Here is a 16,109-nt window from a genome sequence, read left to right on the forward strand (position 1 = left end):
CTTTACACCTTAGCTATATCTACAGCTCTGCGAGCTTCCGCTCCAGTTCGCGTATGCGGTCCCGAAGCTCGGCTGCGTTCTCGAATTCCTCTTGTTCAATATAAGTCTGCATATCTTTCCTGAGCTGCTCAATCTCCCGCTTGCATTGAATTTGCCCGCCGGACCGCTTCGGAATCTTGCCGCTGTGCGTCGTGCTGCTGTGCACTCGCTTGAGCAGCGGGTCCAGCCGATCCGCAAACGCGCTATAGCACGAGCTGCACCCGAATCGCCCTATCTTGCTGAACTGCGCATAGGTCAGCCCGCATTCCTCGCAGCGCACCGTTTGCGGCGGCGCTTGAGGCGCTGAGGCTCCCGGCGAATTGAAGTCGAGCAATCCGGAGAGAAGACTATGAATGGAGAAGCTGTTCGGTGTGCCGGGAATGCCTTCGCCCTTCTCGCGGGCGCAGCTTTCGCAAATATGGAACTCCGTCTTCTCGCCATTCACAATTTTCGTAAAATGAAGCGTAGCCGGCCTCTTGCCGCATTCTTGGCAGAACAAAACACGTCCCCCTTCCTATTTGACCAGCAGTGAAATAAGCATCGAACGCAGCAGTCTTGCCCGCATCTCGTCCCGCATAGGCAGCATCAAGGCAATCGTATCGCGATGGATAGCCGCCCCAAGCAAATTCGCCTCGCGCTTCGTAATCAGTCCCGCTTCCTGTAGCTGATAGATCAGCCCTTCGGCAGCGCTCTGATCGACACTATCCCCTACTGTCCGCTCAATGTGGTACTGGATCATCTTAAGCGCCGGCAAATCGACGCGCTGGATGCGAATATAGCCCCCGCCGCCGCGCTTGCTCTCAACCATGTATCCCTTCTCCAGCGTGAACCGGGTACTGATGACATAATTGATCTGCGAAGGCACGCACGAGAACTTATCCGCAAGCTCATTGCGCTGAATCTCAACGGCACTCTCCTCGCTGTCATCCAGCATATGCTTCAAATACTGTTCAATGAGATCGGAAATGTTACGCAAACCACCAACCTCCCTGATCTTGCGTCAAAAATAAGCCTGGCAGCGAGGGATTAGCTGCCCTCAACTGACTTTGACTTTCTTTGACTTTAACTTTATTATACGCAAAAATTACCGCAGGTCAATACAATGGAGTTTAAATTTTCTGAACATTTATACAGATGCAAAAATCGGCACATCGCTACTATCTAGCTTGATGCGCCGAAGCTTGGTTTATACCTGTATATTACGGCGATTGCTGACATTCGTTGCAGCGATATGTAGCCTCTCCATTGCATTTTGATTAGGGTTGCATAGCATTTCACGGTGAAGCTTGGCGATTTGCCGTCCTCCCTATGCCTGCACCTTCGTAATCTTGCCCGCTTTGGCCTGCGCCGGATATGATTCAGCCACTTCTCCCTCGATCTCGACAAACACATCATCGCCGACCTCAACACCCGTTATGTCCGTCTCGTCGGTCACCGTCAGCCAAATCGCCTGGGGGCGCAGCACCGCCAATATTTCATCCACAGACTTAAGCTCCGGCTTCAATTCGATCTCTGCCACGTCCTTGCTTTGGATAACCAGCAGCTGATTATTCTGAATGGCAATGACACGGCCGGACTTATAGTCCCAGGCCGCCTCAGGCTTCTCGCCCGCTCCGCAGCCTGACAGGATGACGACAGCCGCCAGACACCAGATCGCGAGCATCGCTTTCAACTTCATGGGCATCCCTCCTTGATGGCTGCATATGCAGCTACAACGGAATTACCCCTTTTCTTCCCTTCATAAACAAATCCATTGTCAGTCCTTAGGCAGCACAACGGGATTCAAAACCGGAGATGAGAGAATAACTGACGTGTTCACATTGCCATAAGGCATCAGCCGTTCCACCAGCTCGCTCAGCTCATCCATGCTGGCAACAGCCGCTTTCAATATATAACTGACCGTACCTGTCACACGGTGGCATTCCAATACATCTCCGTCATGCACAATCCGCTTCTCGAATTCGTTCGGCGATACTTTCAACTCGCTAATCTGAATAATGACCTGAATATTCCTTCCGAGCGCAGCAGGCGATACTCTGGCAGCAAAGCCCGTAATAGCCCCCTTCTCTTGCAGACGCAGAAGCCTTTCCGACACGCTTGGCCGGCTCAGAGCCAGCTTCTTGGAAAGCTCGCTTACCGTCATGCGCCCGTCTTCCTGCAACAATTTCAAGAGAGTTCGATCCAAATGGTCCATCTTTGCAAGCCACCTTTCACTTTGCTTGTTAATCCCGATTATATGATTCAATGTTATCTATATTAACATGAAAATCGTTCAATTTAACATATAACCTGAATTAATACTGCTGTATTCTAATTTATATAAACCTTATGCAGGTGGTGCATGCAAAATGTTGCTATTATCAGGCTACAAAGTGAAGGCATCTGTGCAAAAATGGCTTCATATTGCATTCGGCTGCTTCATAACGGCCGGTGGGCTTCTACTATTAAAGCATTCCGGCGTTGTTACTGGAGGAACAGCCGGGCTCGCTCTCAGCTTATCTCCCATGCTGGACATTCCGTTCCATTACATGTTCGCCTTGCTCAACTTACCGTTCTTTATTTTTTCATTTTTTTATATGGGGAGATCCTTTACGTTCACGACCATTGTTGCCATCGCGATGCTTACTGGGCTAAGCTCGCTCGATAACCTGCTGCCCGCGTTCACAGTTCCGGCGCTGCCCGGAGCAATTATTGGAGGAGCCCTCATCGGGGTCGGCTTGATCGGTTTATTCCGCAATGGCGCATCGCTAGGCGGAGCCACGATACTGGCGTTGTATCTCCACAGGAAGCATGGCATCAATCCCGGAAAAAGCAACTTTGCCTTCGACTTTATCGTCATCGCATCCAGCCTCTTCGCCTACTCGCTGACGAGCGGCCTTATCTCCGTGGTATCCATAGCCGTTACATCCACGGTGCTCGCTTTGCTTAGGCGGAGGCTTGGTACGGTCAATACTGGAGAGGCCCGGACTGTTCATACGGCCGCTGTTCATTAAGTCCACTAAAAAAGGAATCCCCCGCATGAACAACATGCGTAGGATTCCTTTTTTCGTATGTGAAGTTCAATCTTGATGCCCTATTGGGCCGTCTGCTCATTCCGGTACCATTCATTGAGCGCCCGATAGGCACTCAGGTATCTGGCATAAATGACATCATAGGAACGGTGTCGATCCTCTGAATATGGCGATGGCTCCGATGTGCTGACCAGCTTCTGCGAGATAATGTCTTCCATCGTACACATACCAGTTCCGACTCCAGCAAGCATGGCGGCTCCGATTGCGGATGCGTCGCGATTATGCAGGAATGACAAGTTTTTGCCAAGCACGTCCCCAATCATGGCGCTCCATACTTGATTGCGGCTTCCTCCTCCGCCCAGATGAACCTTGTCGATGGCATGCCCGTCTTTCTGAAAGACTTCCATGCTTTCCCGAATATTAAAGGCAATGCCTTCCATAACCGAATGCATGAGCAGTTCAGGCGTCTGTCCCGTCGACAGCCCGATCCAGGTCGCCCTGTCCGCAGCATCGAAATGCGGCGTCCCGCTCCCTACCAGGAAGGGCAGAAACATGACATTGGCGCTGCCTGGAGGAATTCCCTTCATACCTTCACACAGCTGGTTAATAGCCGCATAATCTGCCGCTGACAGCCGGCTCTTGCCTGTGACAAGGCGGTAAGCCCAATCGATGCCAAGTCCTCCAGTGAAGACGGAGCCCATCGCGTATAAGGTTCCCGGAATGGCGGAAGGATGGTAGGTTATTTGACCCGCACTAGAGGAAGCGATGGAATCCACCCTCATGACCACCTGTGCTGATGTGCTTAGCGTAATAGCCAGCGTGCCTGTGCGGACAGCACCTGTTCCTAGCTGGCTGCAAGCCATGTCCGCAGCGCCGGCTACAATTGGTGTCCCCTCCAGGAGTCCCGTTGCTATCGAAGCATCATGCGAAGCATGACCGACAATATCCGAGGAAGCATGGATGCGCGGGAATATATGAATTGGCAGTCCCAACTCCCGAATGAGCCCTAACGCCCATTCGCCTTTGCTATGATCATACAGCAAGCTGTTCCCCGCGTCCGTCTGATCCGTGCCGAGCTGCCCCGTCAGCTTGTAGCGGATGTAGTCCTTGGGGAATAACAAAGTACGAGCGCGGTCCATCGCATCCGGCCGTGCTTTCATGATCCATAGCAATTTCGATACGGTGAAGGCGTCAATCGGCTCATTCCCTGTTAATTGGAGGAAGTCTCTTTTGTAGTGCGCTTTGAGATAAGCCGACTCCTCATGCGAGCGGGCATCGGCAATCAGGATGCTGGGCATGACAGGTGTGCCGTCTTCATCCAAGAGAACTGGCGCGCTCATATGCCCGGAGAAGGATACCGCCCCAATGGCAGCCGGGCCGACCCTCTCCAGACATCCCTTAATTGCCGCCGAGGCCGCTGCCCACCAGGATTCCGGATCTTGCTCAACCCAGCCCGGATAAGGGGAGCTTGTCGGATAATGGCCGGATTCCGAAGCTGCAATCTCGCCTTCCTTTGTCATTGCAATAACTTTGACGGCTGTGGAGCCGATATCGATGCTGAGTACCAAAGACGAGTCCTTCATCTCCACTCCCCGCTTTCACAAGTTGCTCTTCAGGCGCTTCTACAGATGCTTGATCCGTTGCCTGTACTTGTCGATGTAGACCTGGTTGCGCTCAAAGCCGCCCGGTATATTGCCGCTGACATAGACAGGCGGCTCTATGCCGCGCTCCACCAGCTTCTCTGCCACGCTGGTCATGATCATATTGAGAATGACGCTGCCAATGACGGTAGAGCCGGAAGCCATTTTCATCGAGAAATCCGGAATCTCAACCAAGGCGTCTCCATGCGGCATATGATTGTCGATAACCAGATCGGCTATATCGCTAAGCCGTTTGCCGGAAGGGTGTCGGGTCTCGTCATGAAAGTATGCAGACGAACAAATCGCCACCACCTTCAGTCCCCGCTCCTTGGCCGATTGGGCCATCTCTACCGGCAGGCTGTTGATTCCGGAGTTGGATATCACTATCATGACTTCTCCCGCCATGACATTGTAATTATCGAGAATAACCGGAGCGTATCCTGTCATCCGCTCGATCTTCGAGCTTTTGACCGCTCCTTCATGGAGCATAATGCTCGTCTCCAATATCGCATTGACCGGCACCATGCCGCCGGCTCTATAGAAAAAGTCCTCTACCAGCAGATGAGAGTGGCCGCATCCGAATAGATGCACAAGCCCGTCACGGGCTACGGAATCCGCGATCCAATCCGCTGCCTGCATAATAGAATGGCGCTCTTCTTGCTCTACCAATTGAATATGGCCAATAATTTCATGAACAAATTTGCTAGCAAGCATATGATTACCCCTTCCTGATGGCCAACCCCGTTAACTGATAGTTGGCGGAATGCCCAGTGTGCCAAAAATTCGAGAGGCTGTGCGTATATGCTCCGTTGCCCGGGACAAGGCCGGCTGTCCATGACCAGGCAGCAGCATCTCCGGCTCCAAAGCCGAGAGTCGCTCCATGCTTGAAGCTAGATCGGCGACCGAGAAATCATGCGTGCTGAGCATGGAAATCTTCCCTCCGTACATCACGGTGTCTCCGCTGATCAGAACGTTAGGCCTGTCTGCTGCTTCCATGACGTAACAAGTGTCATAGCGGGAATGCCCCGGCGTATGCATCGCAGTAAAGGTGTAGCGCCCGATCGCTAGAGCCTCTCCGTCCCGGAGCCGAATGTCGGCTTTGCAAGGCGTCCAGCTATAATCCGGCGGATAGAAGCCGGCCAGTCTCGCCCGAGGGAGGTCAATAGCGTTCTCGTCCCCTGCTTCAAGAATAGAAGCCGCCTCATCCAACAAGACCACCTGCGCGCCTGTACGGCGGACAATCTCCGCTGCGCCTCCAGAATGATCAGCATGCAGATGGGTAAGCAATATATGTGTCACAGCTGTTATCGACAATTGATGTTCTTCCAAGTGACCCGCCAGCCCGTCTACCGACAAGCCGGTCCCGCTATCAATCAAAGTGAGGCCTTCTCCCGTATCCACCGCATACACATTGCAGTCTGCCGGATGTGTCCAGTCGAAGCCCAGCTTCCCGCTTCCTATTAGATAAATATCTCTGCTAATCCTCATCTCAGCTCTTGACCTGCACAATCATCTCAAGCTCAACAGCCGCTCCTGACGGAAGCTCGCTCGTCCCAAGCGCAGCTCTTGCATGCCGCCCAGCTTCGCCGAACACTTCCACCAGCAAGTCGGAAGCGCCATTGATGACCAGCGGCTGATCCCCGAAGTCCTCTGCGGAGCGCACATACCCCATGACCCGTACAATGCGCTGTACCCGATCCAGCGAACCGAGCGCCATTTGCATCTCGCCGAGGCAATTCAAGGCGGCCAGCCTGGCCAGCTTCTGACCCGTCTCGATATCAATATCCGCCCCAAGCCGGCCCGGCTGCTGCATCACTCCGTCTATCTCCGGCGTAGCTCCTGAGATGAATAACAGCTCCCCGATCTGAACGCCGGGCACGAAGTTGAAGCGAGGCGGAACATGAGGAATCTTGATGCCTAATTGCTCCAAGCGGTTCTCGATCGACATCGTTCATCCACCCCTTCTCTCCATCTATTGCTGTCCGCTCCCAAGCTGGACAGTCTCTCCACTGCGCGCCGCCTCCACAATCGCCTCCGCGATCTCCATTACATGCACGGAATCGGATAAAGGCATCACCGGCGAAGATTGCCCCTTCACTATTTGGTTAATAAAATGAGTCAGCTCATTCAATATTGCACCGCCAATTCCATCCGGTCCTGTCGGCCATAATGTCGTCTCGGGATGTTGAATGCCGTTATCGGTCCATATGGCAAAACCGGGATGCGCGAGGCCGAACTTCGCCGTCCCCTTATCCCCGATCACTTCAATCTCGGCATCGATCGTACCGTCCAGCTCCAGCGTCTCGACCAGGTTCTGCGGACCGAGGGAAGGCACCATCCAGCTGGAGTCGAGCGAGGCGACCAATCCATTCTCGAATACCAGTACAGCGGAGAACAAATCGGGATGGACGTAACCGCTCATATTGCGCTCGAATGCGGATACCCGGAGGCAGCGGCAGCCGGCGTACCAGACGATTAGATCCAGCTCATGCACCCCCGACTCATATACGGGATGCACGCGATTGCCGAAGGAATGGAACCATGAACGGCTGAAATTCCGCTTGGACCGAATCGCCGCTACATTCCCCAGCATGCCATTGTCTATACTGCGCTTGATTGCGTAGTAAGGCTGGCTGAATCGCGAGATATTGCCAACCATCACTTGACGCTTCGTCTCAGCCTGAAGACGGCGAATCGCATGAGCTTCCTCGCTCGTAACGGATAGCGGCTTCTCGACAATGACATGCTTGCCGTATTGCAGCGCAGCAATAACAAGCGGACCATGCGACTGCTCGTCCGACACAATATCTACCGCATCCAGATCCTCACGCTTAATCAGCTCCAGCGGATCCAGATAACACTCCTCGGCTCCGATACCGAATTCCTGAGCCGTCGACCGAAGAGCGGGCTCATAGACATCTGCAATTGCAGCCACATCCACATGGGGCAATTGGCGGAGCACCCGCAGGTGCAGCCTGCCGAATCGTCCCGTTCCAATTAATCCGATACGAAGCTTCTCCATGGCGACACCTCCATGAATCGATTATTTGACCGCGCCGGCCGTAAGGCCCTTCACAAAATACTTGCCCACGAAAGCGAAGAAGATGACAACCGGCAGCAAGGCAAGCACTGCTCCAGCAGTCGTCCAGCCCCAGCGTACGGTGTACTGACCCATAATGGCGTTAAGACCGATAGGGAGCGTACGCAGCGAATCGCTGTTGATGAGTACCGACGAGAAGGCGAACTCCGTCCATGCCATAATGAACGCATAGATCGAAATCGTCGCGATCCCAGGTCCGATAAGCGGCAGTATGATCTGGAACAGCGTCCGCATCCGGCCGGCGCCGTCGATGGCTGCCGACTCGTCAAGCGCAATCGGCACATTGTCGAAGAACCCCTGCATCAGCCATACGGAGAACGGCGCTGCGAATGTGACGTTAATGACCATCAGTCCGAACAAGGAGTTCACCAGGTGCAGATCCGCCATCAATTGATAGACAGGAACAAGCAGCAGGATGCCGGGGAATACATAGGTTGCCAGTATAAGCCGGCTTACGAACTTGCGTCCCTTGAACTTCATCCGGTACAGCGCGAAGCTTGCCGGAATGACGATGAGTACCGAGATCGCCATGGTGCCGATCGATACGATGATGCTGTTGGACAAGTTCGTTAAATACGATGTCTGCTCAATCAGCTCTTGATAATGAACCAGGGTAAAGGCCTTCGGGAACAGGTCCGGCTTCAGGATTTGATCAGCCGGCTTGAATGAAGAGACGATGACCCAGTAGAAGGGAAAGACTATTAAAAAGGTCAGCAATATACCGATGATATATCGGAATATTTTCACGACAGTCACCAACTTTCCGGTAGCGATGAGATAAGCTTGTTGTTAATCTTCCTTAGGCCCTGCGAATTTGAGGAAGAAGAAAGCGAATATGCTCAAGAATACGGCAGTGATGATCGAGGTCGCCGAAGCTTGTCCGATCTTGAACTGCTCGAATGCCTGCTGATAGATCATGACCGGTACAGTCGTAGAAGCTCCCGCAGGACCGCCGCCGGTTAGAATATAAATGGTATCGAATATATTGAACGACCATAATGTGCCGACAAGTCCAAGCGCGAACGTGATTTTCCCAAGCGACGGGAATGTAATTCTCCAGAATTGCTGCCATTTGTTCGCGCCATCTACATCGGCGGCCTCATAAATGTCTTGTGAAATGGTGGATAGACCCGCCAGTACGATAACAGCCATGAACGGGAACCAATGCCATGTGTTGATGAAGATGACGATCGGGAACGACCAGAAGCTGTCGCCCAGCAAATTAATCGGTTTATCAATGAGATGAAGCGATTGAAGCACGCGGTTAAAAATGCCGTAGGAACCGTTAAATATCCATTGCCAAAAGATAGCGACGACAATCGTCGGTATAATCCAAGGGATGATCATCCAGTTACGTGCAAAATTCGTCATGCGCGATGCTTTGTTAAGCAATAACGCTACGCTGAAGGCAAGCACCGTCTGCGTAAGACCGTTGCCAAGCACCCAGATCAAGCTCTTCTTCCAAGCTGTCCAGTAAGCGCTTGATGTCAAAGTGGCTTTGTATTGATCAAGGCCGACGAATGTGCCTTTTGTACCGATAAACCCAGTGCTGTAGAAGCTTTCCTTGATAACGCTGATTAAAGGAACAAATATGGTCACCACAATCCAAATCACAATAGGCGCAACCAGCAGATAGGGCAGCAGTTTATTGAACTTTTTGCCTTTGCCTAACATCTCCAAGCCTGTTCACTCCCCTAGAGGGACGAGAAGGGGTATGGCAACATTTCTCGCATACCCCTGCCCATCAAACCCCTCGTCCAATTATTTCACAGCAGTTTCCATTTGGGCTTGTCCCCACTTGACTGATTCCTCAACCGACTTGCCCGCAATGATAATATTCTCAAGCGTTTGGGCCATGTAGTTCGGTCCTGCAATCTGGCCGATCTTGGACGCTACGCCATCTGTGAAGCCGAACAAAGCGCCTTTGCTGGAAGCCTGGATCAGAACCTCTACTTGATCCTTGTATTTGCTGATGACCGGATCGTTCCAGAAGCTCTCCGCCTTGCTGCCGTCTTCCGTAACCGGCAGGAACAGGCCTGGCTCCGCGTTGACAAAGCTGCCGTACGTCTCCGGCTCGAACAGGAATTCGAAGAACTTCGTAATCGCTTCCTTCTTAGCCGCATCGTCTGTCAGAACCATGATGCCGTTGGAGTAGTAGATGCTTCCTTCTTCTCCGCCTTCGCCTACCGGCATCGGCACTACGCCCAGGTCGGATGCCGGACGGCCGGATTCCGATTCGAAGGTCGACAGGTATTGACCTTTCTCGATCGCCATGGCTACGCTGCCGGAGTTGAACAGCGCTTGCGGCTCGCCCCACTGATAAGTGTTGCTGTCTGGCGGAGAGAATTTCATCAGATCGCTGTACATTTGATAAGCCGCTACCGTCTTTTCATTATCGAAGGTAATCTCATTGTTGCCATTGATGACATGCTTAGCTCCGCCAGATACCAGGAAGCTGTACAGAACCTGATCGGTTGCCATTGACTTCGACGCCGGCAGCGCAATGCCGTATTGGCTGCCGGAAGTCAGCTTCTCAGCTGCAGCTTTCAGCTCCGCCCATGTCTTAGGCGGCTCTACATTGGCTGCCTGCAGCAGATCGTTGCGGTACCACAAGACTTGAACCATGCCGAAGATCGGAACCGCCCACGTCTGTCCGTCGTACTTGTATGGCTCAAGAGCTGCATCCAGGAATCCGTGCTTGCTGTCGAGCGACGCGATGATGTCATCCACCGGCTGAACTACGCCCAATTCCTTGATCAGTGTCGTATAATCCGGGATTGTAAAGAGCAGATCCGGACCTGTGCCTGACATAATGGACGCCGGGAATTTCGAATATGCATCTCCCCAGCTTTGTACTTGTGCGGTTACTTTGATGTCTGGGTTTGCTTTGTTGAAGGCATCCGTAATCTCCTGGAATCGCTTCACCCGGTTCGGCGGCTCCTCCATATGCCATAACGTAATTTCCGTCACCTTGCCGTCACCGCCGCCCGAATTGGCGTTTTTGTCCTTGCCGCCTTCCGAGCCGCCGCTGTTCGACGAGCATGCCGCTAACACCGTTTGAAGCACGATAACTAGTGCAATCAGCAGCAGAAATTTTTTACTCTTCATTACAAGACACTCCCTTTTGTATGATTTATTGCAGCGGACATATCCTTAAGGCCATGTCCGGTTACAATCGATACGATGGTAGCATTCTGCTCAAGCAAGCCAGTCTGCTGCATATGCGCCGCAGCCGCAACAGCTGTCACGGACGACAGCTCGGCAAGTACGCCTTCGCGTTCCGCCAGCAGCTTGCGATAGCGATGCAATTCGGCATCCGCTATAGCGAGCGCAATTCCTTTGGATTCTCGGATGACTGACAAGGTGCGGGTTCCATCCGCCGGATAAGTCAGCAAGGGGTCGGCTATCCCCGAAGCAATCGTCTGAACCGGATCGCTCCAAGGCTGCACGCCAGCCTCGCCATTGTGGAACGCTTTCACAATCGGCGCGCATCCTTCGGCCTGTACTCCTGCCATGCGCGGCAGCTTGTCTATAAATCCCGCAAGCTGCATTTCTTTAAAGCCTTTGTAGATACCGGATAATAAAGGACCCGCGCCAATCGGCACGATGATCCAATCCGGAACCTTGCCAAGCTGGAAAGCCAGCTCATAGGCAACCGTCTTGTTGCCTTCTACTGCGTAAGGGTTCATGTAGGTGGAAGTCAGATTAAAGGCTTGCCGCTCTAGCGCCATCTCTTCCGCCACTTTGTAAGCATCGCTGTAATGCCCTTTCACGGTGTGCAGCACCGCTCCATACTGCTCCATCGCGGCTCGCTTCTCTTCTGGCGTGCCTTCCGGCACATAGATCGTACAGCGCAATCCGGCCCGCGCCGCATAAGCTGCGGCTGCCACGCCCGTGTTTCCAGTTGAAGCGCATACAACCTCATTCAGGCCAAATTGGGCTGCTGCTGTCATGGCAACCGCAAGCGGCCTGTCCTTGAATGCCAGTGTCGGATTGACAGATTCCAGCTTCAACCATAAAGACTGATTATTCGCAATATTCAGTATATTATGAGTGCGAATAAGCGGTGTCCCGCCTTCGCCGAGCGTGACCGCTTTGCGATTCGGCCATATCGGAAGTAGCTCTCGAAATCTCCAGATATCGCTTCCTGCAGATGCCGATAACGGCTCGAAGTAGGCTTTGCCGAAAATCTCCTTGTATTCATAGCGGATATCCAGAGTGCCCTTGCAGCGCCTGCAAGTATAGATTGGTTCTGCCTCGTAGGTCTCTCCGCAATACCAGCATACGGGCCGGAACGTATTCATAGATGCTATGCCTCCTCATCAGGTACAGGCTGCCCCGCAAGCGCGAGTGCGGCTTGCACATACATGCGATAAGCGCTATGCAGTTGTCCGAGCTCAATATACTCCTCGTTGGAATGAGCCTGTTCAATATTCCCGGGCCCGCAGACGATGATTTCGGGACAGGCCTCTTGCAGCAATGCTCCGTCTGTCCAAAATTGCAAGCCGATAGGCTGCTCTGCTGCTTCTACCGCAAACTCCGTCTCATAAGCCTCCAGCATCGCTTTCACCAGCAAGCTATCAGCGCTCGTTCCCATCGGACCATGCGGTACGCCGTGAAAATTGTCCGAGATGCGAATGCTGCCGTCAAATCCGGGATGCTCTTGTCGAACGGCGTCCAGTGTCAATTCCAGTTCCGTCAAGGCTGATTCAGCCGACTCTCCTGGCAGCAATCTCCTCTCGAAGCCGATCGCACAGTGGTTCGGAACGATCACCGGTCTGGTTCCTCCCTGAATCATCCCAATATTCAAGGAAGGAGAGCCAAGCAGCGGATGATTGCGAAGCTTGAGCTCAGGCAGGTAATGATCCTGAATATAATTGATCCAACGTGAAGCCCGGTAGATGGCATTCACGCCTTGTTCGGGTACGCTGCCATGAACGGAACGGCCTGCGAAGTCCGCTTCAAACCAGGCTACTCCTTTGTGCGCAATGCCGACTTTCATGCCGGTCGGTTCACCGACGATGGCATAGTCTGCCCGAAAGCCGCTGCGCGCCAGATGGAACGCTCCTGGACTATACGTTTCTTCTCCGGCTGTTCCAGCGAAGATGACATCGCCATCCATGCTGATGCCGCTGCGTTGTATGGCGGCCAGGGTCATCATCATCGCGGCAAGCGCACCTTTCATGTCCACACTGCCTCTGCCATATAGGCGGTTCCCGATTAGAGTCGCATGGAATGGGTTGCTCATGTCATAGGGGGGAACCGTATCGAGATGCCCGTTGAGGAGCAAGGACTTGCCCCCTCCTCTCCCGACGAGCCTTGCAATCAAATTGGGACGACCGGGGATCGCCTCTTGAATCTCGCATTCGATCCCCTGATCGTGGAACCATTGCTGCATGTATACGGCTAACCGCATCTCCTGCCCCAGTACCTCGCTATGACTCTCGATAGCAATGAGCTGTGTTAATAGATCTTCGATCTCTCCAGGGGCTGAAGCGGCGATTACCTTATTCATTTGCTTTGTTTGCCCCAGCCGAATTCTTCGAGGTATTCCTTCGACTCTTCCGCTACGCGGTCGAAATCTGTCATGCTAACGCCTGAAGGGTCCCCGACTCCGTACAAGCCGCCAGTCTGGAAGCCTTCCCACTCAACGGAGTTGTAGCCCTGGAAGTTAACTTCCTTCAGCGCTTCCGCCATCTCGCGGAAATCGACAAAGCCTGCGCCAAACCATACGTGCTGCGATTGCATAATGTTCGGGAAGCCTACCTCGTCCTTCACATGCGTAACGCGAATCCGGTCGCCTAGCTTGCGAATCGCTTCCTTGATCGGCATACGCGGCTTAACGGTCGTGTAGAAGGTTCCCACATCAACACAAGCATACACATTCGGGCGATCGACCAGTTCGAACAGCTTCAGCATGTCATCGATGTTGTTAATGATCGTACCCTGGATCAGCTCGATGCTGACGTCGATTCCTTTTGTTTTGCCGTAATCCGCAACCTCTTGTGTCGCTGTGACTACTTGATGCCAAGCTTCTTTGCGCGTCATCAGATTATAGAGCGGCGGATCGTAGTAACCGTCTCCAATTAGTGTCACGACAGTGCCTGCGCCCATATCAGATGCGGCGTCGATTGCTTTTTTGAATTTGGCGATACCGGCATCGCGGTCAAAGTAACGCGGTGTTACAAACGTCGTATGGCAGCCGATGGAGGAGAAAGCCAAGCCCGTTTCGTCCATCGCTTTGCGCACCTTTTTGACTGTGTCGTCGTATTCATGAGGCAATATTTCTTGAATCTTCGGATAGATGACATCGAAGCCTTCATAACCGTAGGAAGCAATTTGTCTGATACACCACTCTAGCGATTTATCTCCCCAGGAGTTCCAGGCAGGACCTGCGATCTCCAGTCTTCCCCACGGCATGTTAGGCCAAATCTCGAACGACAGCTTCAAATGATTGCTCATATTGCTCCTCCTCAGATGTCTAGACGTTCATTTCGATTGTAAACTTGTAACGGTCTCCCCTATATAGCGATCTTACATATTCCACCGGACGATCCAGGCCTTCTGCGTAAGTCGTCCTCTCGATTAGCATGGCAGCATCATGTTGTCCAATTTCAAGTATCCCTGCCTCTTCCGGATAGACGGCAGCCACTTCAATCGTTTGAACCGCTTTCACAAGCTTGAGCCCGCAAAACCTCTCCAGCATTTCGTATAACGACACATTTTCCATATCCATGCCATGCAGCGGTCTCGCCAGCTCGTATACAAGGTAAGAGCGTTCAAGCGCCATCGGCTCGCCATCTGCCGTACGAACCCGCACAATTTCCAGCACTTCCTCGCCTGCCTCCAGGAGAAGCTGCGCTGCAACCTGCTTGGGCGAAGGAATGACTTGTATCGACACAACCTGTGCGCCCGGCACAGCCCCGCGATTCTGCATATCCGTACTGAAGTTTGTCAGTTTCGTAAGCGGTTGCTCAATTTTCGGCGTGGACACGAATGTGCCGACGCCACGCTGGCGATACAGCAATCCTTCTTGCACCAGCTCATTAATAGCTTGTCTGACCGTCAATCGATTAATCTCAAATTCCTCGGACAACTCGCGCTCAGAAGGAATCAATTCATCCGGCTTATACAAGCCCGATTGAATCTGATTGCGCAAATACTCCTTCACTTGAAAATAAAGCGGAAGGACGCTATTGCGATCAATAAAACCTTTCAAGTCTTTCATGGCATCACCTCTATCACATGTCATATAGTGAAGTAGTCGTCTATACCAGTTGTTGAATTTAATATATTTCAAGCTTCACACATTTGTCAATATCATTTTTCAATGGCGAATATTCTGAATCATTTCAAATTTGCACAATCTTACTGCTCAAATTGTTGCATAACATTAAAAAATTCTAATAATTCTATGAATTTTATTCGAAATTAATCAAATTTTCCAGCATTATAGCTGAATCTTCTTGTTTTAAAAGGTATAAAAATAATATTCTGTTCAACGAAAAAACCTGTAGCCGGGAGCAGCTGCAGGTGATTTATTTCATTGATTTTATGCTCTTGATGGCTACAGGAGGCATCGTATTGATGCCGAGTAGTCTTTTGTGGATTGAGCATTCTCCCGTGGAGAATGGTATTTTGACTTTAGATTTTTAGGTTTTATCTTTAGCTTTGATCTTTAAACCTGAAAAGCCTGCCGTAATAGACGGTAGGCTGTTGTGCTTGGCGACGTCCATTCCGCACCGAATGAATCGGCTTCGAAGCTTTCGCATCACGGTCGGCGTCTGAACCTACCGCTAAGGCCGGGCCCACATCACCGAGTTGCTTCGATGAAGAGGTTCGGACACTCTCCCAGACCGGGAGAGGAACGTCGCCAAGCGTTTCGGACAGGCATAGCCTTGTACGAACAACAAAAAACCTACCGCAAGTAAATGCGGTAGGTTATCTGTGCTTGGCGACGTCCTACTCTCCCAGGACCCTGCGGTCCAAGTACCATCGGCGCTGAAGGGCTTAACGGTCGTGTTCGGTATGGGAACGCGTGGTTCCCCTTCGCCGTCATCACCAAACGTTCAAGGGTTTGTACCTTGAAAACTGGATACGAAAGTAGTGCTTACATGTTCTTTAGCAATTGGGGTCCACGCAAAGTAATCGGCATACGCTTCAAAGCATATCGTCACTTTGTGGGGTTCCTTTAGGATAAGCCCTCGACCGATTAGTATTCGTCAGCTCCACACATTGCTGTGCTTCCACCCCGAACCTATCAACCTCGTCGTCTTCAAGGGGTCTTACTAATTGGGAAATCTCATCTTGAGGGGGGCT

Annotated in this window: 17 protein-coding genes and 2 rRNA genes; 1 reads left to right on the forward strand and 18 read right to left on the reverse strand. The window is 52.2% G+C overall.

Annotated features, from left to right (window positions below; all coding sequences use genetic code 11):
* Positions 1 to 19: 19 nt before the first annotated feature.
* From mcsA to D3P09_RS27010, 4 genes are all read right to left on the reverse strand, one after another.
* Entirely contained in the window at positions 20 to 538 is a 519-nt protein-coding gene (mcsA, locus tag D3P09_RS26995) for a protein-arginine kinase activator protein McsA (RefSeq protein ID WP_120114529.1), read from the reverse strand.
* Between the two features lie 15 nt (positions 539 to 553).
* On the reverse strand, positions 554 to 1,015 hold the full coding sequence (locus tag D3P09_RS27000; protein ID WP_120114530.1) for a CtsR family transcriptional regulator: 462 nt from the start codon (positions 1,013 to 1,015) through the stop codon (positions 554 to 556).
* A gap of 330 nt (positions 1,016 to 1,345) precedes the next feature.
* Positions 1,346 to 1,717, reverse strand: a complete 372-nt coding sequence (locus D3P09_RS27005; RefSeq protein WP_165867594.1) for a DUF3221 domain-containing protein — start codon at positions 1,715 to 1,717, stop codon at positions 1,346 to 1,348.
* Between the two features lie 78 nt (positions 1,718 to 1,795).
* Positions 1,796 to 2,233, reverse strand: coding sequence for an Lrp/AsnC family transcriptional regulator (locus D3P09_RS27010; RefSeq protein ID WP_120114532.1), 438 nt, complete (start codon positions 2,231 to 2,233; stop codon positions 1,796 to 1,798).
* 154 nt (positions 2,234 to 2,387) lie between these two features.
* On the opposite strand from D3P09_RS27010, the gene D3P09_RS27015 reads away from it, so the two are divergent.
* A complete protein-coding gene (locus D3P09_RS27015; protein WP_120114533.1) occupies positions 2,388 to 3,032 on the forward strand; it encodes a YitT family protein in 645 nt (214 codons plus the stop codon).
* Between the two features lie 80 nt (positions 3,033 to 3,112).
* On the opposite strand, the gene D3P09_RS27020 is transcribed toward D3P09_RS27015, so the two are convergent.
* From D3P09_RS27020 to D3P09_RS27085, 14 genes are all read right to left on the reverse strand, one after another.
* Complete coding sequence (locus D3P09_RS27020; protein ID WP_120114534.1) at positions 3,113 to 4,633, reverse strand: xylulokinase; 1,521 nt, start codon at positions 4,631 to 4,633, stop codon at positions 3,113 to 3,115.
* Between the two features lie 39 nt (positions 4,634 to 4,672).
* Positions 4,673 to 5,404, reverse strand: coding sequence for a sugar isomerase domain-containing protein (locus D3P09_RS27025; RefSeq protein ID WP_120114535.1), 732 nt, complete (start codon positions 5,402 to 5,404; stop codon positions 4,673 to 4,675).
* Positions 5,405 to 5,434: 30 nt separating this feature from the next.
* Positions 5,435 to 6,178: an MBL fold metallo-hydrolase gene (locus D3P09_RS27030; protein WP_120114536.1), complete on the reverse strand. Its 744-nt coding sequence runs from the start codon at positions 6,176 to 6,178 to the stop codon at positions 5,435 to 5,437.
* Between the two features lies 1 nt (position 6,179).
* Positions 6,180 to 6,638, reverse strand: a complete 459-nt coding sequence (locus D3P09_RS27035; protein WP_120114537.1) for a RidA family protein — start codon at positions 6,636 to 6,638, stop codon at positions 6,180 to 6,182.
* A 24-nt stretch (positions 6,639 to 6,662) separates the two neighbouring features.
* Positions 6,663 to 7,712 carry a Gfo/Idh/MocA family protein gene (locus D3P09_RS27040; protein WP_120114538.1) on the reverse strand — a complete coding sequence of 350 codons (1,050 nt, stop codon included), beginning with the start codon at positions 7,710 to 7,712 and terminating at the stop codon, positions 6,663 to 6,665.
* A gap of 21 nt (positions 7,713 to 7,733) precedes the next feature.
* Entirely contained in the window at positions 7,734 to 8,537 is an 804-nt protein-coding gene (locus tag D3P09_RS27045) for a carbohydrate ABC transporter permease (RefSeq protein WP_207892561.1), read from the reverse strand.
* Positions 8,538 to 8,579: 42 nt separating this feature from the next.
* Positions 8,580 to 9,464, reverse strand: coding sequence for a carbohydrate ABC transporter permease (locus D3P09_RS27050; RefSeq protein WP_243644552.1), 885 nt, complete (start codon positions 9,462 to 9,464; stop codon positions 8,580 to 8,582).
* Between the two features lie 87 nt (positions 9,465 to 9,551).
* A complete protein-coding gene (locus D3P09_RS27055) occupies positions 9,552 to 10,898 on the reverse strand; it encodes an ABC transporter substrate-binding protein (protein ID WP_120114541.1) in 1,347 nt (448 codons plus the stop codon).
* Positions 10,898 to 12,094, reverse strand: a complete 1,197-nt coding sequence (locus tag D3P09_RS27060) for a threonine synthase (protein ID WP_120114542.1) — start codon at positions 12,092 to 12,094, stop codon at positions 10,898 to 10,900. Before D3P09_RS27060 ends, D3P09_RS27055 begins: the two co-directional genes overlap by 1 nt.
* 5 nt (positions 12,095 to 12,099) lie before the next feature.
* Positions 12,100 to 13,305, reverse strand: coding sequence for a M20 family metallopeptidase (locus D3P09_RS27065; RefSeq protein ID WP_120114543.1), 1,206 nt, complete (start codon positions 13,303 to 13,305; stop codon positions 12,100 to 12,102).
* Positions 13,302 to 14,252 (reverse strand): sugar phosphate isomerase/epimerase family protein, encoded by a 951-nt coding sequence (locus D3P09_RS27070; protein WP_120114544.1) that lies wholly within the window; start codon positions 14,250 to 14,252, stop codon positions 13,302 to 13,304. Before D3P09_RS27070 ends, D3P09_RS27065 begins: the two co-directional genes overlap by 4 nt.
* Before the next feature lie 19 nt (positions 14,253 to 14,271).
* Positions 14,272 to 15,018: a GntR family transcriptional regulator gene (locus D3P09_RS27075; RefSeq protein WP_165867595.1), complete on the reverse strand. Its 747-nt coding sequence runs from the start codon at positions 15,016 to 15,018 to the stop codon at positions 14,272 to 14,274.
* Positions 15,019 to 15,739: 721 nt separating this feature from the next.
* Positions 15,740 to 15,856: ribosomal RNA gene (gene rrf / locus D3P09_RS27080) — 5S ribosomal RNA — on the reverse strand.
* Between the two features lie 126 nt (positions 15,857 to 15,982).
* Positions 15,983 to 16,109 (reverse strand): 23S ribosomal RNA (locus D3P09_RS27085); the annotation flags it as partial.

The organism is Paenibacillus pinisoli, assembly GCF_003605435.1.
Classification (GTDB): Bacteria; Bacillota; Bacilli; order Paenibacillales; family Paenibacillaceae; genus Pristimantibacillus; species Pristimantibacillus pinisoli.